Origin of the sequence: Pedobacter jeongneungensis (assembly GCF_000633455.1) — a bacterium.
In the GTDB taxonomy this organism is placed as follows: Bacteria; Bacteroidota; Bacteroidia; order Sphingobacteriales; family Sphingobacteriaceae; genus Pedobacter; species Pedobacter jeongneungensis_A.
Genome location: NZ_AYMG01000013.1, coordinates 72,317 through 88,749, shown reverse-complemented (window position 1 = coordinate 88,749; position 16,433 = coordinate 72,317). Strand labels below are relative to the sequence as shown.

Annotated in this window: 18 protein-coding genes; 13 read left to right on the top strand and 5 right to left on the bottom strand. The window is 38.7% G+C overall.

What is annotated here, in order from left to right:
- Positions 1–189 precede the first annotated feature (189 nt).
- The 6 genes from mnmD to mazG all read left to right on the top strand — a co-directional run bounded on the left by mnmD (position 190) and on the right by mazG (position 4,800).
- Positions 190–855 carry a tRNA (5-methylaminomethyl-2-thiouridine)(34)-methyltransferase MnmD gene (gene mnmD / locus U859_RS0112540; RefSeq protein WP_025143716.1) on the top strand — a complete coding sequence of 222 codons (666 nt, stop codon included), beginning with the start codon at positions 190–192 and terminating at the stop codon, positions 853–855.
- Positions 856–1,084: 229 nt separating this feature from the next.
- Positions 1,085–2,032 carry an aldo/keto reductase gene (locus U859_RS0112535; RefSeq protein WP_025143715.1) on the top strand — a complete coding sequence of 316 codons (948 nt, stop codon included), beginning with the start codon at positions 1,085–1,087 and terminating at the stop codon, positions 2,030–2,032.
- A gap of 80 nt (positions 2,033–2,112) precedes the next feature.
- The gene (locus U859_RS0112530; protein WP_025143714.1) at positions 2,113–3,222 is read left to right on the top strand and encodes an AI-2E family transporter; all 1,110 of its coding nucleotides are present in this window, start codon (positions 2,113–2,115) and stop codon (positions 3,220–3,222) included.
- A 1-nt stretch (position 3,223) separates the two neighbouring features.
- Positions 3,224–3,520: a hypothetical protein gene (locus U859_RS0112525; RefSeq protein WP_025143713.1), complete on the top strand. Its 297-nt coding sequence runs from the start codon at positions 3,224–3,226 to the stop codon at positions 3,518–3,520.
- A 4-nt stretch (positions 3,521–3,524) separates the two neighbouring features.
- The gene (locus U859_RS0112520; RefSeq protein ID WP_025143712.1) at positions 3,525–3,974 is read left to right on the top strand and encodes a hypothetical protein; all 450 of its coding nucleotides are present in this window, start codon (positions 3,525–3,527) and stop codon (positions 3,972–3,974) included.
- Positions 3,975–3,993: 19 nt separating this feature from the next.
- Complete coding sequence (gene mazG, locus U859_RS0112515) at positions 3,994–4,800, top strand: nucleoside triphosphate pyrophosphohydrolase (RefSeq protein ID WP_025143711.1); 807 nt, start codon at positions 3,994–3,996, stop codon at positions 4,798–4,800.
- Positions 4,801–4,847: 47 nt separating this feature from the next.
- On the opposite strand, the gene U859_RS0112510 is transcribed toward mazG, so the two are convergent.
- Positions 4,848–5,231, bottom strand: coding sequence for a YchJ family protein (locus tag U859_RS0112510; RefSeq protein WP_240183045.1), 384 nt, complete (start codon positions 5,229–5,231; stop codon positions 4,848–4,850).
- Positions 5,232–5,305: 74 nt separating this feature from the next.
- On the opposite strand from U859_RS0112510, the gene U859_RS0112505 reads away from it, so the two are divergent.
- Positions 5,306–6,100 carry a tRNA pseudouridine synthase A gene (locus tag U859_RS0112505; protein ID WP_025143709.1) on the top strand — a complete coding sequence of 265 codons (795 nt, stop codon included), beginning with the start codon at positions 5,306–5,308 and terminating at the stop codon, positions 6,098–6,100.
- Positions 6,101–6,142: 42 nt separating this feature from the next.
- Positions 6,143–6,589 (top strand): hypothetical protein, encoded by a 447-nt coding sequence (locus U859_RS0112500; protein ID WP_025143708.1) that lies wholly within the window; start codon positions 6,143–6,145, stop codon positions 6,587–6,589.
- A 93-nt stretch (positions 6,590–6,682) separates the two neighbouring features.
- On the opposite strand, the gene U859_RS0112495 is transcribed toward U859_RS0112500, so the two are convergent.
- Complete coding sequence (locus U859_RS0112495) at positions 6,683–7,912, bottom strand: ABC transporter permease (protein WP_316931569.1); 1,230 nt, start codon at positions 7,910–7,912, stop codon at positions 6,683–6,685.
- A gap of 162 nt (positions 7,913–8,074) precedes the next feature.
- Between U859_RS0112495 and U859_RS0112485 the strand changes: the two genes are divergently transcribed.
- Both U859_RS0112485 and U859_RS0112480 read left to right on the top strand, forming a co-directional pair.
- Entirely contained in the window at positions 8,075–9,343 is a 1,269-nt protein-coding gene (locus U859_RS0112485; protein ID WP_025143706.1) for an exo-beta-N-acetylmuramidase NamZ domain-containing protein, read from the top strand.
- A gap of 165 nt (positions 9,344–9,508) precedes the next feature.
- Positions 9,509–9,715, top strand: coding sequence for a hypothetical protein (locus U859_RS0112480; RefSeq protein WP_025143705.1), 207 nt, complete (start codon positions 9,509–9,511; stop codon positions 9,713–9,715).
- A gap of 285 nt (positions 9,716–10,000) precedes the next feature.
- On the opposite strand, the gene U859_RS0112475 is transcribed toward U859_RS0112480, so the two are convergent.
- Positions 10,001–11,044, bottom strand: a complete 1,044-nt coding sequence (locus U859_RS0112475) for a DNA topoisomerase IB (RefSeq protein ID WP_025143704.1) — start codon at positions 11,042–11,044, stop codon at positions 10,001–10,003.
- A 91-nt stretch (positions 11,045–11,135) separates the two neighbouring features.
- On the opposite strand from U859_RS0112475, the gene fmt reads away from it, so the two are divergent.
- Positions 11,136–12,044, top strand: coding sequence for a methionyl-tRNA formyltransferase (gene fmt, locus U859_RS0112470; protein WP_025143703.1), 909 nt, complete (start codon positions 11,136–11,138; stop codon positions 12,042–12,044).
- A 207-nt stretch (positions 12,045–12,251) separates the two neighbouring features.
- Here fmt and U859_RS0112465 read toward each other — a convergent pair whose 3' ends face one another.
- Both U859_RS0112465 and U859_RS0112460 read right to left on the bottom strand, forming a co-directional pair.
- Complete coding sequence (locus U859_RS0112465) at positions 12,252–13,091, bottom strand: aminotransferase class IV (protein ID WP_025143702.1); 840 nt, start codon at positions 13,089–13,091, stop codon at positions 12,252–12,254.
- A 3-nt stretch (positions 13,092–13,094) separates the two neighbouring features.
- Positions 13,095–14,123, bottom strand: coding sequence for an RluA family pseudouridine synthase (locus U859_RS0112460; protein WP_025143701.1), 1,029 nt, complete (start codon positions 14,121–14,123; stop codon positions 13,095–13,097).
- A 102-nt stretch (positions 14,124–14,225) separates the two neighbouring features.
- Here U859_RS0112460 and U859_RS0112455 point away from each other — a divergent pair, with 102 nt between their 5' ends.
- Both U859_RS0112455 and U859_RS0112450 read left to right on the top strand, forming a co-directional pair.
- Positions 14,226–15,257, top strand: coding sequence for a DUF6588 family protein (locus U859_RS0112455; RefSeq protein WP_025143700.1), 1,032 nt, complete (start codon positions 14,226–14,228; stop codon positions 15,255–15,257).
- Between the two features lie 166 nt (positions 15,258–15,423).
- On the top strand, positions 15,424–16,293 hold the full coding sequence (locus tag U859_RS0112450; RefSeq protein WP_025143699.1) for a 1-aminocyclopropane-1-carboxylate deaminase/D-cysteine desulfhydrase: 870 nt from the start codon (positions 15,424–15,426) through the stop codon (positions 16,291–16,293).
- The last annotated feature ends 140 nt before the right edge of the window (positions 16,294–16,433 follow it).

Genomic DNA, 16,433 nt, shown 5'->3' with positions numbered 1-16,433 from the left:
TAAGTATAAAGACAAATCTGATCTTGACTAGTTAATCCTTAAATGATTAAATCCTGGAACTGTGCATTTATCATGGAAATCTTAAAATCAAATAAATCCTGTTCCTATGATCCTGGAAATTCAAAATTCATATTAATCCTGTTCCTATATTTGCAACATTACATTAAAAAATTAATAAAATCCTAGCCCATGAATATTATCACCCCTACTGCCGATGGCTCTAATACACTTTATAACGAAACCATAGGCGAACATTACCACAGTAAACATGGCGCATTACAGGAGAGTAAACATGTATTTATAGATGCAGGTTTGAAATTCGCTTCAGTTGATCAGTCAGAAATTTCAATTTTAGAAGTTGGTTTTGGAACCGGACTGAACTTTATTTTAAGCTTCGAATATTGTGAAGCGAACAAGATTAACCTTAATTATACCAGTATAGAGGCCTTTCCGCTTACGAGCGAGGTAATCGAACAAACTGCTTATTCGGCTTATGTTTCAGAGACAATCTGGGGGGATTTCATCACCAATTATCCCAATGCATTAACAGCACCTCAAAAACTCACGTCGCTTTGTACATTGGAAATTCCGCACACTACCCTGGCCGAATACAAAACCGACCAAAAGTTTGATATCATTTATTATGATGCATTCTCTGTTCAGCACCAGCCTGAAATGTGGAGCGATGAAATTATAGCACATGCCTGCAGTTTTTTAAAACCAGGGGGAATCTTTGTAACCTATGCCATTACAGGAAAATTGAAAAGGGCGGTTAAAGCCAACGGATTTACTATTGAAAAATTACCAGGTGCACCAGGAAAAAGAGAAATGCTGAGAGCGGTTAAAGGAATGTAAAGTACGGAAAATATAAGCTGGATGATGGGTAAAGTCCGGGGTCGGGAGTTCGAAAGTCCGAAGATAAAATTTCAAAAGAATAGTCTCCCAACTTTTTACCACTTCCCGTTCACCTTTGTGTCTTCGTGCCTTTGCGGTTAAAAACATAGATATCATTTTGACATAATTTAGACCACCTACAAAAACCAGTACAACCTAAATTTGTTAGGATAACATCAACATTCATATCATGGAAAAAAGAACCTTAGGAAAAACCGATTTAAATATTGCACCCATTGTATTTGGAGGAAATGTTTTTGGCTGGACCATCGACGAGCAAAAATCATTTAAGATATTAGACCAATTTGTAGAAAGCGGATTTAATTTTATCGATACTGCCGATGTATATTCTCGCTGGGTACCGGGAAATAAAGGCGGTGAATCGGAAACTATCATCGGCAACTGGCTCAAAAAACAGAACAAACGCCACGATATCATTATTGCCACAAAAGTTGGCTCAGATATGGGTCAAGGGAAATCGTTAAAGAAAGATTACATCATTAATGAAGTGGAACATTCTTTATCCCGTTTACAAACCGATTATATTGACCTTTATTTTTCTCACTTTGATGACGAAAGCACTCCGGTTGAAGAAACTTTAGGTGCTTATGAAACACTAATTAAAGCCGGAAAAGTACGCTGGATCGGCGCTTCGAATTTTTCTGCAGATCGGTTAAAAGAATCGCTGCTTGCTTCAAGCGAGCATAGCCTCCCACGTTATGAGGTTTGCCAACCTGGCTACAACCTTTACGATAGAGAAGAATTTGAACAGGAACACGAAAAAATCTGCTTAGAACATGGTCTGGGTGTAGTTACATATTATTCTTTAGCCAGTGGTTTTTTAACGGGAAAATACCGCAGCGAAGATGATTTAAAGAAAAGTCAGCGGGGCGGCGGTGTTAAAAAATTTATGAACGACCGTGGCTTCAGGATTTTAGAAGCACTGGATCAGGTTGCAGATAAACACCATGTTGAACCCGCTTCTGTAGCATTGGCCTGGTTAATTTATCACCCCTCAATTACGGCCCCAATTGCAAGTGTTACCGATCTAATTCAGCTAAAATCTTTCACCGATGCGGCTAACCTAAAATTATCACCTGAAGATATTTCACTTTTAGACCAGGCGAGTAGATATTAAAAAATAATCTCTTATATTTAAATGCCCGAATAATCAAACAATTACTCGGGCATTTTGTATTAAACAGGATTTTAAAATATATGAAAGAAAAACTATCATTTCTACCCAAACTGGCTTTGGTCCTTTTCTGTTTAATCAGCTTAACCTACATTGCCATTTTAGGCCAATCGTTGTTGGCACCTTTACTTTTTTCATTTTTAATGGCGATTTTACTACTGCCTGTTGGTAATTTTTTAGAACGCAGGTTAAAGTTTAAGAGGAGCTTATCAACGCTGATTTCAGTAATCCTGATGATTGCCGTAATAGGTGGCATTATTTACTTTTTTGGCAATCAATTGAGTGATTTATGGGCAGACTGGCCTTTATTAAAAGAAAAAGCCAATGTTTCGTACCACGAACTGCAGAAATGGATTTCGCATACTTTTGGTGTAAACTCGCAGAAACAACTCGATTATTTAAATGATAGTACGGAAAAAGCACTGGCCACAAGCGCGGCAATTGTAGCCACAACCCTGGCTACCCTATCTTCGACTCTGTTGTTTTTAGGTTTTACACTATTATTTACTTTCTTCATTTTAAATTACCGCAGGGTTTTATTTACCTTCTTAACCTCGGTTTTTAGAGAAGAACATAAAGAAAAAGTAACAGAAATTGTAAGTCAGATCCAGTATATCATCAAAAAATACATCATTGGCTTATTCCTGCAGATGCTGATTGTTACGGTATTAATGATTACTGTACTTAGTTTATTAGGCGTTAAATATGCTGTTTTACTGGGTTTGGTAGCGGGTATTTTTAACGTGGTTCCTTACCTGGGAATATTCTTTGCACTATTGGTAAGTTGTTTAATCACTTTCGCAACAGCCGGGGCTGGTAAGGTATTGCTTGTGTTAATTGCTTTTGTAGGTGTGCACGCCGTAGACGGAAATGTGTTGATGCCACTGGTGGTAGGCTCAAAGGTAAAAATCAATGCCTTATTCGCCTTTATTGGCATTGTGGTTGGCGAAATGATCTGGGGCATTTCAGGTATGTTTTTATGTATCCCTTACCTGGCTATGCTAAAAATAATATTCGACCGGGTAGATAACCTCAAACCCTGGGGTATTTTAATGGGCGAAGAACATAAGCCCGATAAAAAGAAACGCGTTTACCGGATTACTAAAAAGATTAAATTAGAGGAAAAAGATTAAAATGGCCGAAAACAGATCGCCACATATTTTAAGTACTTCTGCAAACTTATTGGGAATCTGCTTCATCGTGCTAACTTCTCTAAAAAAGCTGGCACTTACAGATGGTTCGCTGATTGATGAGTTCGCCGTAGCAGCGGTGATGTTTTTTATGACCAGCTGTATTTTATCTTTTATTTCAATGAGAAGGGTAAAAACTTCTAGTCAGCGGCTCGAAAAAACAGCAGATTTTATATTTTTATCAGGCCTGGTGATACTGTTCGTAGCAACTATCTTAATTGCATTTAATCTGATAAAATAATTTAATGAAACCTTTATTTGTATTGCTCTTTGTATATGTGGCACTTTTAGCATTTGGCGGTCACACTACGTTTGATAAAGGAAATGTTTTTGCAGGTAATATTGCTATGGGCGTGATGTTGCTTTTTACAGCTATTGGCCATTTTAAGTTTAAAACCAGCATGGCGGCCATGATTCCATTATTTATTCCTAAAAAGGTAGAAATTGTACTTTTTACAGGTGTGCTGGAAATTTTATTTGCCATAGGCTTATGTATAGAAAGTACCCGATATTACATAGGAATTGTATTGATTATCTTTTACATTGCCATTTTACCGAGCAATATATACGCGGCAAAACACCGTATTAATTACGAAGACCTGTATAAACCCGGCCCCGGACCAAAATATTTATGGTTCAGAATACCTTTTCAGCTTTTCTTAATCGCCTGGGTTTGGTATTTTAGCCTCCGATAATTTACCTCAATAATTAAACATGCCAAACAACCCGATTCCCGCCACTGCAAATAATCCTGCCGATGCTTTCACACGTTTACTTACTGTTTTAGATACGTTGCGTACGCAATGTCCCTGGGATAAAAAACAGACCATGGAAACCTTACGTCATTTAACGATAGAAGAAACCTATGAGTTGAGTGATGCCATCCTGGAAGGTGATTTGGACGAAATTAAAAAGGAACTTGGAGACGTCATGATGCATCTGGTTTTTTATTCAAGAATTGCTTCAGAAACCAACGATTTTAATATTACCGATGTATTAAATGGTGTTTGCGATAAACTGATTAACCGTCACCCACATATCTACGGCGATGTTGAAGTTGAGAACGAGGAAGATGTAAAACGCAACTGGGAGCAGATTAAACTAAAAGAAGGCAATAAATCGGTTCTGGCTGGTGTACCCTCTTCGCTACCAGCTTTGGTTAAGGCTGCACGCATCCAGGAAAAAGCCTGTGGTGTAGGCTTCGATTGGGAAGATAAAAACCAGGTTTGGGAAAAAGTAGAAGAAGAACTGCAGGAATTTAAAGCCGAATTTAATGTTGTAGATAATACCGCCATTGATGTAGAAAAAGCAGAATCAGAATTTGGCGATGTGCTTTTTTCGCTGATTAATTATGCGCGTTTCATTAATATTAATCCTGAGAACGCTTTAGAAAAAACCAATAAGAAGTTTATCAAACGTTTCCAGTACCTCGAAACCAAAGCGAAAGAAAATGGTAAAGCCCTTGCAGATATGACACTTACAGAAATGGATATATATTGGAATGAAGCAAAAAAATTATAGCTAAGGAGTAAAATCGCAAAATTTATATGAATTTTGCGATTTAGGCATTATTCGTAAAAAACCCCGTCTACATAATACCAGCGCCCATCTTCTAACCTGAAATTGGATTTTTCGTGCAGTACCTCTGTCTGAAACTTTTTATTCAGGTAATGAGCTTTAAACTCCACCACATCAAAAGCAGAAAAAACAATTTCGAGCTTAAGCCATTTAGTATTTTTTGCACTGTTTAAATAAGCGCTTTTCGAGTGGTCTTTTCTTTTGCTGCTATGGGTGGTTTCGTAAAGATAACCGGCATCGGCCATCACAAATGCCGAATATCTCGATCGCATTAAAGCTTCGGCAGTTGGTGCAGTTTTCAAGCTTAAATGGTAAGGCTGGCAACAATGCTGAAAGGTAAAACCGCTTCCGCAGGGACAATTTATTAAATCCATGATTAAATTTTACCGTGCAAAAATAGGATTTAATATTCCTGCTGCTAAAATTTCCGTAAAATTGCACCGAAATAATGAGATACTTCTTCCATATTGCATATCAGGGTCAATACTATAGTGGCTGGCAAAAACAACCCGGGGTTAAAAGCGTTCAGGAAGTTATTGAGCAAACACTTTCTAAAATCTTAAAATCGCCCATTGCCATTAATGGCTGTGGCCGTACAGATGCGCACGTACACGCAAGTCAGTTTTTCTTTCATGCTGATATTGAAAAAGAAATTGATTTCGACCTGCTCTACATCCTGAACAAAGCTTTGCCATATAATATTGCGGTATTCGACATTATTAAAATGGAAGGAAAGCCACATGCGCGATTCGATGCCGTACAGCGGAAATACGATTATTTTGTACACACCTATAAAGATCCCTTTTTAAGTACGCAAAGCTCCTTTTATCAGTTAAACGATCTTGATTTTGATAAAATGAAAGCCGTTGTAAAACTCTTACCCCAATACAAAAATTACAGGGCTTTTTGCACGCATCCGGATAAATACGAGCATACCATTTGTAACGTAATGGAAGCCGGTTTATTTGTAAACCCCAAAGGCAACAGATTTAGGTTTCATATTGCCAGTAACCGCTTTTTGGGCAAGATGATCCGCATCATTATGGGTAAATTAATAATGGTTGGTAAAGGAGAACTTAGCCTTGATGAATTTGAAAGTGAACTGATCAGCTTAACCCCCTCCAAACTATCATTGCCCGCCCATCCAACAGGCTTATACCTTTCGAAGGTTACTTACCCCTATCTTAACCTCGAGCCACGCACCGAATTTATCCAGCGGTTACAAGAAACAGACTGGATTTAAATTTAACTGTAGCGTTTTGGTTTTGACCTCCGTTTAAGAGGTATGAAAGTTCAAATCTGTGTTCTCTTATTTGCCATTTGTCTGTGTTTCGGCTGTAAAAAACCAACAAGTGTTGACGTTTTAATGGAGGGCAATTACACCGGCGTATTGGTTATAAGCAATAGTGCTAAATCGGTTCCGGTAACCCGTCAGATTTCGGTTTCTTTAAAAGATGGCAAATTTAATGTTACATCTGATGTTGGTTCTACCCTAAAATCATTGAGTGGCAAAGGCACTTATAATTTTAAAAACGGCACCGGCTATTTTGCTGATGAAGGTGTTTGGACAGCGGATTTCGACTGGAATATGATTTTAAACGGCGAATATGATATTAGAAGCAGTGGTATAGATTTAACATTAAAAAGAAAATCGAAACCCCAAACCAACATCGATCCGGCTACATCGTACGCTACAATGAGTTACGAATATATTTTAAAAAGAACCAATTAACACCAATATAAATTGAGTTAACAAGAGCTTAGGTTTAGGTTTGCTTGGGCACCGGGTTTTGATCTGCCTGGTGACCCAAGTTTTTTACTGAAATTATTTAAACCTGATGGCCTTTAACGGAGAAACCTTGCTGATTAAAAGCGAAGGGATAATCAAAACGGTTAAACATACCACTACCGTAATTACGTTAAGCAACAATACATCCATAAAGTGAAATTCTATCGGTGCATAAGCTAAAAAGTACGATGCCTGGTTAAGCTTAAATATATGTGTTGATTGCTGTAAGAAACCAAGTCCTAGGCCTAAAATATTGCCTAATAACAAGCCAATTCCAACCAGGTAAGCCGAGTTATAAAGAAAAATCTTCATGATGCTCCAGTTGCTGGCCCCAAAAGATTTTAACATCCCAATCATGTTGGTGCGTTCTAAAATCATAATCAGTAATGCAGTAACCATGTTAATTACGCCAACAATCAGCATCAGACTAAGAATCACATTTGTATTTACATCGAGTAAACCCAACCAGGTAAAAATATTCGGAAAGTTTTCTTCAATGGAATAGGAACGTAAATTCGGCGGCAGTTTTTCGAAAATATTATCCGCAGCCGGCTTTAGCTTGTTGAAATCCTTAATCCGGATTTCGATGCCGCCAATTTCGTCAGGCTGCCAGTTGTTTAAGCGTTTGATGATATTCAGGTTGCCCAAAACAAAGCCCTTATCAATATCCTCTACCCCGATATCGTAAACACCAACAATCTTAAATTTACGCGGGCGTAGCTGGTTCTGCACAAAATACATGATAAAATCATCGCCGGTTTTGAGTTTCAAACGTTTGGCCGTATAATTCGAGATCAACAGTTCCTGCATCGCCGCCGTACTGTCTGAAAAATCGATAATCGTACCACTAATAATATGCTGTTTGATGTAATCCCATTGATAACTTTTATCTACGCCCTTAAAATTGATGCCCTCAATTTCACTATTGGCCGAAAGAATAGCAGGTTTTGTAGCAAAAGGATAATAAAATTCAATATCGTGATTGGTTTTGAGCATTTTTTGGGTTTCTGCATCCAATACAAAGGGCGAATGTTCGAAAGAATTGTTCAGGTCGTAGCGGGTTATCTGTACATCCCCCAGGTATCCCCTCACTTTATCCTGAATCTCTGTTTTAAAGCCTTTAATAATGGCAATGGAGAGGATCATAACAGCCAGACTCAGCATCACGCCTGCTATTGCAATGCGGACAATAAGTTTAGAAAAAGTACGCTCAGATTTAATGGCTATCCGCCCTGCTATGAAATATTCGAAATTCAATTTAATCAATTTGTTAAGTAACAAAAATGCTCAATTCCTTTTTAAAAATGGCATTTTCGGAAATAAATAACCAACTTTAAAGATCAGCTCAAACAAATACCAATAGCATAAATCAAAATACCGGGTAAATTGTTTTGTTGAAATTACCGGAAGATTAGAATAATACCGAAAATGAAAAAATACATCAGCTTTGCTTTAACCAGTTTAATTGCATTATCGGCCTGTGGACAGCCAAAACCGCTTGAACAAGAGATTGGAAAGGGTAAAAACCTGGAAAACAGAAAACTATTGATCAGGACACCCAAACTGCCCTCAAATTTGAAAACGGGTGCCGAGCAGACCGAAAAATACCTTCCTTTATTAAAAGGTAAACACGTGGGCATGGTGGTTAATCCTACTTCGGTTATCGGTGAGCAAACCTCGGTTGATAGTTTGTTAAAACGTGGCGTCAAAATTCAGAAAATATTTGGTCCTGAACATGGCTTTAGGGGCAATGCCAGTGCTGGTGTTACGGTTAATGATGATGTAGATACGAAAACAGGCATTAAGGCCATTTCGCTTTATGGCAAGCACAGTACACCTACGGCCGAAGATCTGGCTGATATTGATATTATGGTTTTTGATATCCAGGATGTGGGCGTACGTTTTTACACTTACATTAATACTTTACAGCATGTAATGGAAGCCTGTGCGGTGAATAACAAACCACTGCTGATTTTAGACCGCCCAAACCCGAACGGTTATTTAATAGACGGACCAATTTTAGATCCTAAATTTAAATCGGGCATTGGTGTACAGCCCATCCCAATTGCACATGGTTTAACCGTTGGCGAATATGCGCAAATGTTAAACGGCGAAGGCTGGTTAAAAGATAGGGTGAAATGCAAAATCACGATTATTAAAAATGCCAATTACAATCATGACATGGAGTATGTTTTACCCGTTAAACCTTCTCCAAACCTTAATACACAGCAAGCGATTTTACTTTATCCATCAACCTGTTTGTTTGAGGGTACTTATTTAAACCATGGCCGTGGTACAATGTTTCCTTTTACCATTGTTGGGGCGCCGTACCTTAAAGGTAAATTTGATTTCAGTTTTACGCCAAAAAGTATAAAAGGCATGTCGGAAACACCTTTATTCCAGGATCAGGTTTGTTATGGCTTAGATTTAAGAAAATACGATACTGCCGAATTAATAAAATCGAAACAGGTAAACATCAGCTGGTTAATCGAACTGTACAAAGCATCACCAAGGAAAGAAGATTTCTTTAACACTAAACTGAGCAAAGAAATGGGTACAATTGAAAGATTGGTTGGCGTGGCCGATTTTAGACAACAGGTAATTGACGGAAAAAGCGAAGCAGAAATCAGGGCAAGCTGGGAACCGGGATTAAGTGCCTATAAAACCATGCGTAAAAAATATTTGCTGTATAATTAATGAGAGAAGGATTGAATGAGAGGGATTGAATTATAGAATGGGGAACCCTACTTTGAAGATTATTTCAAACTTAACAGATTGAGCTTTGTTATATTTAAAACGAATAGAGATTTCATTCAATCTTCATTCACTCATTCAAAATTTATTTATTCAATCATTACAACTATGAGCGGTCCAAAAGTTAAGAGCGATAAACCAGGAAGTAATTACCAGGAAGAAGTACCTAAAGGCAGGGAACCTGTTGATCATAAAACGGTAAGAAAAGAAAACGACAGCACGCCAAATAAAGCACCTAAAACCAATAATCCGGCTAAACAGCGGGAGCAGGAAGAACAGCCCGTGCATTCGATTAAGAAAGCACCTAAAGAATAAATTTAGTCCCGTCGTCTCGACTGGAACATAGCGGAGCGGAGAGATCTACATCGATTGCAGTGTTCTTGAAAAGATCCTTCGACTACGCTCAGGATGACAACCCTATAAAAAAAGCCGCATTGCAAGGAGTTACAGCGAAGTAGTCACTATATATTTTATATTTCCGCTCCAAGTCGTCACATTGATTGTAGCGTAGTTCCGAACTTTTGGAAGACAGATCTATCTAGACAGATTTCTCGACTGAGTTGCACTCGGCTCGAAATGACGGCTCTTTTGACACAGTTATTATTTACTATTCGCTTTCAAAAACGACAATAACACTTTCTCATCATGCGCTAAAGCCAATTTCCCGATAACTTTATTATTGTTCATCTTTTTCATGTATTTACCAAGCTCGTCATTCTCGTAGGCAGTGAGTAATAGCGGATATACATAAGAACTTTTACATACAGCTCTTGTATTTCCTAGTTTTTTAGCAACACAATCCAAAACGCTTACAATAGCCTTTTTAGTGTTTAAGTTAAAACTTTCATCGGCGCTGCATTTCGAAAACTGGCGCAATGCTTCTAGTGTACCACCCCAGGTTCTGAAATCTTTTGCTGTAAAATCATCGCCGGTAATTTCTTTGATATAGTTATTTATTTTGCCCGAATCGATGCTTTTATGTTCTTTTCCATTGGTGTAAAACTGAAACAACTCCTGTCCGGGAATATCCCTGCATTTTTTGACCAGTTTGGCTAAAGATCTGTCGTTCAGTTCTACTTTCTGCTGAACACCTTTTTTACCTATAAAATCCATGGTAATTTTACTGCCGTTGATTTTAACATGTTTATCACGCAACGTAGTGAGTCCAAAAGAACCATAAAGCTGTTTATAACTTTCGTTACCCACCCGGATGAGTGTTTTTTGCAATACATCTACCGAAATGGCCAATACTTTTCGTTCATCTAATTCTTTTCTTCGGAGGTCTTTTTCCAGGTTTTTTCTTGCATTGGGCAAGGCTTTTCCAAACTCGAGCAAACGGAAATATTTATCTTCCGACCGGCGGCTGGTCCATTTGCTGTGGTATTTATATTGTTTTCTGCCGGCAGCATCAATACCGGTAACCTGCAGGTAGGCATTGGGTTTATTGGCAATCCATACATTTTGCCATGCGGGCGGAATAACCAGTGTTTTGATCCGCTCGAGGTGTTTCTCTTCGGTTATTTTATGTCCATCTTTATCTTCGTAATGGAATTTACCCGGTTTGCCTTTTCGGTAAATCCCAGGCATGCCGTCGGTTACGTACACCAATCCACTTGCTTTTACAACATCTTTGCCTTGTACCATTTTTGCCTATAAGTATGGGTTTATTTTTAGTTATTTTGCAAAACTTTAGCGTGGGTATCCACGTTATTTTTAGAAACACAACACTTTCTTTATGAAAATAGTTTTTATGGGTACGCCCGATTTTGCTGTAGCCTCTTTAGATGCCTTAGTTCAAGCCAATTTCGATGTTGTTGCGGTGGTTACTGCACCAGATAAACCGGCAGGCCGTGGCCAGAAACTGAACGAAAGTGCGGTGAAAAAATATGCTGTAGAAAAAGGAATTCCTGTTTTACAGCCCGAAAAATTAAAAAATCCTGAATTTATAGCGGAATTAAAATCGTACCAGGCCGATCTGCAGGTTGTAGTGGCCTTTAGGATGTTACCCGTTGTGGTCTGGAGCATGCCAGCTAAAGGAACCATTAACTTACACGGCTCACTATTGCCCCAGTACCGTGGCGCAGCGCCGATTAACCGTGCCATCATCAACGGGGAGAAAGAAAGCGGCGTAACTACCTTTTTCCTAAAAGAAGAAATTGATACAGGCGATATAATCCTAAGCGACAGCGTTGCTATTTCAGATGATGAAACGGCTGGCGATTTACACGATAAACTGATGGCCATAGGTGCTCAGCTTTTGGTAAAAACCCTCCACGCCATTGAAGCAGGTGAAGTTACCGAACAGCCACAGCCACAAAGCGATGATTTAAAACACGCACCAAAAATTTTTAAGGAAGATTGTAAAATCGACTGGAACAATTCTGCACAGCAGATCCATAACTTAATTCGCGGTTTAAGCCCCTATCCAACTGCTTTCACTACGCTTAATGATAAAAATTTAAAGGTATTTAAGGCTGAAATAGAAGATAAAGAACCAGGCATTGCTGCCGGAGGTTTCTTAACTGATGGTAAAACGTATTTAAAATTTGCGGCAAAAGATGGTTTTATTAAACTTTTGGATATTCAGTACGAAGGCAAAAAAAGAATGCTGATCGAAGATTTTTTACGGGGAATGAGGTTGTAAGTTAGTCCAAAGTCCTTAGTCTGCAGTCAAATAAATGCCAAAAAAGCGTCGTCATCTCGACCGGAGCATGGCGGAGTGGAGAGATCTATCTAAACAGATTTCTCGACTTCGTTGCACTTCGCTCGAAATGACGGCTTGTAATTTTACGTTTGGCATAAATTAACCGCTTAACCTGACGAATAAACCAATGGCAAATGAACCAGTAAACTAACCTGAATTCAATTTATCGTTTAAAAACTTCGATACTTCGTTAAAATAGCGCTTTCTGCCGTAACCCATTATCCACTGAATACCCTGTGTGGCATTGGTAATAAAAACTTCTTCTGCTTCTTTTAAAATCTCTGGATTAATCTGTGCTTCGATTAAAGGCATATCGTTCATCTTACACAATTGCATAATCGCTGTACGCATTACACCACTTACGCAGCCTTCGGCAAGTGATGGGGTATAAATCTGCTTATTATATACCACAAATACGTTGGCGCTGATGCTTTCGCAAAGAAAACCGTATTGATTGAGTATCATGGCCTCGTCCAGGCGGTTCTGGCTTTTAAAAAGTCCGGCCATTACATAGAGCAGTGCATTAGCCGTTTTATAGTTCGATAATTTATTAACAGGCTTGGTCATCTCATCAAACACATCAATGATTAAACCTTTGCTGTTAAGCTCATATGCTGATGATTTTAAGGGAATCCCTTCCAGAACATAACCAGCCTTATTGGTTTCAGGTGTATATACGCCGGCCCCTCCCCTGTAAACCGAAAGACGGAAGCGAACATTGCCGTTCCATTTGTTCCGTTTAGTAAGATCTGCCGTTTTTTGACGCAAAAAATAATCGTCCATTAAAGCATGACCATCAATTTTAAGTGCTTTCATGCCGGCTGTAAGGCGATCGGCATGTAAATCGGCAAACTGCAGCTTATTGTTGATCATCCGCATACTTTCGAACAAACCATCGCCAAATTTAAAGCTTCTGTTGGCAGCCGTTAAAAAGGGAACATCAGCCGCCTGAAATTCATCATTAAATAAAAGGTACTCCTGAAGCATATTTTATGATGTAACGATATAATTTTCCCATTTGGTTAAACCGGCTTTAAAATCGGGCGGCAATGGCGATTCAAAATACATATATTCTTTGGTGGTGGGATGAATAAAACCTAAACTTTGTGCATGTAAAGCCTGACGGGGCAACAACTCAAAGCAGTTATCAACAAACTGTTTGTACTTATTAAACGTAGTGCCTTTTAAAATCTTATCACCACCATACATGGCATCATTAAAAAGCGGGTGACCAATGTGCTGCATGTGTGCCCTGATCTGGTGGGTACGACCAGTCTCCAGCTCACAGCTGATTAAAGTTACATATCCTAAACGTTTTAACACTTTATAATGCGTTACCGACCATTTCCCTTTTTCTTCATCATCGTAAATATCCATCACGCGGCGGTCTTTCGCACTCCTGCCAATGTAACCGGTTACGGTACCATCATTTTCGATATCGCCCCAAACCAAAGCAATGTATTTACGGGTAATGCTGTGATCGAAAAACTGACGGGCCAAATGTGTAATCGACTTTTCATTTTTACTGATCAGCAGTAAACCTGAAGTATCTTTATCAATGCGGTGTACCAAACCCGGGCGGCCATCGTTACCCGGTAATTGAGGCAATTGCTCGAAGTGGAATGCCAAAGCATTTACGAGGGTACCCGTATAATTGTTAAATCCGGGATGCACCACCATTCCGGCAGCTTTATTTACAATTAAAAGATCACTATCCTCATAAATAATATCAAGTGGCAAATCTTCAGGATAAACTTCGGTATCGCGTGGCGGATGCGGCAGCACAATTGAAATCTCGTCAAAAGGCTTAACCTTATAACTTGCTTTAATCTGTTTCTGGTTCACCAAGACATTCCCGGCATCAATTGCATTTTGAATACGGTTTCGCGAGGCATTTTCTACACGCACCATCAAAAATTTATCAATACGCAGCAAAGACTGCCCTTTATCGACAATGATTTTTAAATGTTCATATAATTCCTGCTCTTCTGACTCCTGCAATTCGACCACATTTTCCATGGGACAAAAATAAACTTTTAACTCCAAGAATTTTTTAATGATTGCAGTTTTCGGAAAAAGAGGCTTATCTTTAATACAATCAAATCATCCTAAATCATTTATATGAAAAAATGCTACTCTTTAAAGGCTTTAGCGGCCTTCTTTTTATTGATAATGGCTCAAAAAGCAAGTGCGCAGCAAGATGTTGGAGGCCTGTTTGTAGGCGGGCCTGCAGATGCAACCAAATTGGTTAATGCTTATTTCGATCCTTTGTACAAAGGCTTAGGATTAGGATTGACTGATGGATGGTCGAACACTGCAAAATCAAAAGGTTTTTTAAAATTTGATGTCAGGGTATCAGCCTCTGCTGCTTTTGTTCCACAATCGGGCAGAAGTTATGATGTAAATACGCTGGGTTTAAGTAATATTAAACCTGCCCCTGGTGCTTCTTCAATAGGTCCTACTGCTTTTGGTGATGACCGGGAAGGGGGTAAAATGGAAGTGTACACCAGCAACGGTATCCCCACTGGTAAATTTTTCAATCTGCCACAGGGCGTGGGTTTCCATGTAGTGCCATCTGCACAGATACAGGCTACCCTGGGTTTACCAAAAAATATTGATGTTACTTTAAGAGTCATGCCTAAAATAAAATTGGGTAGCGACCTGGGAAGTTTATCAATGATTGGTTTCGGTGCAAAAGTTGAACTTTTACCTTTGTTTATGGGCTCAACCACAGAGAAACTGATTCCGGTAGATATTGCTATTGCAGGTGGTTTTACACAGTATAAATATACTTTACCTTTAAATATTGATAATGTGGCAAATTCAGACCAACATATTGATGCGAAATTTAACGGGGTAAACTTTGATGCCATTGTTTCTAAAAAGATTCTCTTTTTTACGCCATTTGCAAGTGTGGGTTATCAAACTTCTAACACCAATTTAAAAGCTTTGGGTACTTACCGTTTCGCAACCAGCGCAACCACTTCAGCAACTTATGTTGATCCGATTTCGGTGAAACAGACCGATATTGATGGCGTTCGCGGAAGTTTAGGCTTTCAGTTGAAATTTGGTTTCTTTAAATTTTATGGCTCATATACACAAGCAAAATACAGCATGGTTAACGCAGGTTTTGGTTTTGGAATTGGTAAATAGTCAATCATTAGATATAATTACCTAAAGCGCTTATATCATCAAGGTAGAATTGTCATCCTGAGCTTGTCGAAGGACCTTTTAAATGTATTTAAACATTTCGACAGGCTCAAAGTGACATATTTTAATCAAAATAACTTAATAATACAGCCTTTGCTTATTTTTACGCGTGTTCGAAGAAATATATAGCCCGGTACAAAAAATAAGATTTGCACCTTTTAACAATCTTTTTGTGAAACGTGATGACCTGATTGATCCCTACATTTCAGGTAATAAATGGCGTAAACTCAAATACATTTTAGCTAAGGCCAACGCAGAAAACAAAACACATTTGGTCACATTTGGCGGGGCTTATTCCAATCACCTTGTGGCTACTGCAGCTGCAGCGTCGCGATCAGGACTAAAATCAACCGCTTTTGTCCGGGGAGAAGAAGTAAAAAACGAAATGTTATTGTTGTGCCGTTTATTTGGTATGGAACTTATTTTTGTTGACCGCGAAAGTTACAGGGACAAACACAAATTATTTAAACAACATTTTGCCAATGATGAACAGGCCTATTTTATTGATGAAGGCGGCGCTTCGCCCGAAGCTACAATAGGTTGTGCAGAAATAGTTGGTGAGTTAACCGAAACTTACGATCATATTTTCTGTGCTGCCGGAACGGGAACCACCGCAGCAGGTTTATTGAAAGGGATACAGCAACATCAATTAAACAGCAAACTACACATTATACTGGTGTTAAAAGGTGGTTCATTTATTGAGGATGAAATTGCACAGTATACTCCCCTTTCCAATCATTTAACGTTACACCTCAATTATCACTTTGGTGGATATGCCAAAACCACCCCCGAACTGATCAATTTTATTAAAACCTTCACTGCCCAAACCGGATTGCTGTTAGACCCTGTTTATACGGCGAAGATGTTTTATGCCATTACAGACCTTCAGAAACAAGGAAACATTAGTAAGGATGAAAAAGTCCTGGCTATTCATACCGGAGGATTGATGGGGCTTTTTGGGATGAAGGATAAGTTTTAATAAATTCTGATTACCGGCCTGTCGAGGCATAAACCAGGGATTAGTGATATAAAGAGCGAATCTTCATTCGCGTGCATACGAGAATCTTAAAGCTATACATTACGATTCTATCAGTTTATCAATAGATTAATATTTCATAT

What these genes read in the sequence shown, in the direction of transcription:
- mnmD (WP_025143716.1), top strand. Translation starts at nt 190, where the DNA reads ATGAATATTATCACCCCTACTGCCGATGGCTCTAATACACTTTATAAC.
- U859_RS0112535 (WP_025143715.1), top strand. Translation starts at nt 1,085, where the DNA reads ATGGAAAAAAGAACCTTAGGAAAAACCGATTTAAATATTGCACCCATT.
- U859_RS0112530 (WP_025143714.1), top strand. Translation starts at nt 2,113, where the DNA reads ATGAAAGAAAAACTATCATTTCTACCCAAACTGGCTTTGGTCCTTTTC.
- U859_RS0112525 (WP_025143713.1), top strand. Translation starts at nt 3,224, where the DNA reads ATGGCCGAAAACAGATCGCCACATATTTTAAGTACTTCTGCAAACTTA.
- U859_RS0112520 (WP_025143712.1), top strand. Translation starts at nt 3,525, where the DNA reads ATGAAACCTTTATTTGTATTGCTCTTTGTATATGTGGCACTTTTAGCA.
- mazG (WP_025143711.1), top strand. Translation starts at nt 3,994, where the DNA reads ATGCCAAACAACCCGATTCCCGCCACTGCAAATAATCCTGCCGATGCT.
- U859_RS0112510 (WP_240183045.1), bottom strand. Translation starts at nt 5,231, where the DNA reads ATGGATTTAATAAATTGTCCCTGCGGAAGCGGTTTTACCTTTCAGCAT.
- U859_RS0112505 (WP_025143709.1), top strand. Translation starts at nt 5,306, where the DNA reads ATGAGATACTTCTTCCATATTGCATATCAGGGTCAATACTATAGTGGC.
- U859_RS0112500 (WP_025143708.1), top strand. Translation starts at nt 6,143, where the DNA reads ATGAAAGTTCAAATCTGTGTTCTCTTATTTGCCATTTGTCTGTGTTTC.
- U859_RS0112485 (WP_025143706.1), top strand. Translation starts at nt 8,075, where the DNA reads ATGAAAAAATACATCAGCTTTGCTTTAACCAGTTTAATTGCATTATCG.
- U859_RS0112480 (WP_025143705.1), top strand. Translation starts at nt 9,509, where the DNA reads ATGAGCGGTCCAAAAGTTAAGAGCGATAAACCAGGAAGTAATTACCAG.
- U859_RS0112475 (WP_025143704.1), bottom strand. Translation starts at nt 11,044, where the DNA reads ATGGTACAAGGCAAAGATGTTGTAAAAGCAAGTGGATTGGTGTACGTA.
- fmt (WP_025143703.1), top strand. Translation starts at nt 11,136, where the DNA reads ATGAAAATAGTTTTTATGGGTACGCCCGATTTTGCTGTAGCCTCTTTA.
- U859_RS0112465 (WP_025143702.1), bottom strand. Translation starts at nt 13,091, where the DNA reads ATGCTTCAGGAGTACCTTTTATTTAATGATGAATTTCAGGCGGCTGAT.
- U859_RS0112460 (WP_025143701.1), bottom strand. Translation starts at nt 14,123, where the DNA reads ATGGAAAATGTGGTCGAATTGCAGGAGTCAGAAGAGCAGGAATTATAT.
- U859_RS0112455 (WP_025143700.1), top strand. Translation starts at nt 14,226, where the DNA reads ATGAAAAAATGCTACTCTTTAAAGGCTTTAGCGGCCTTCTTTTTATTG.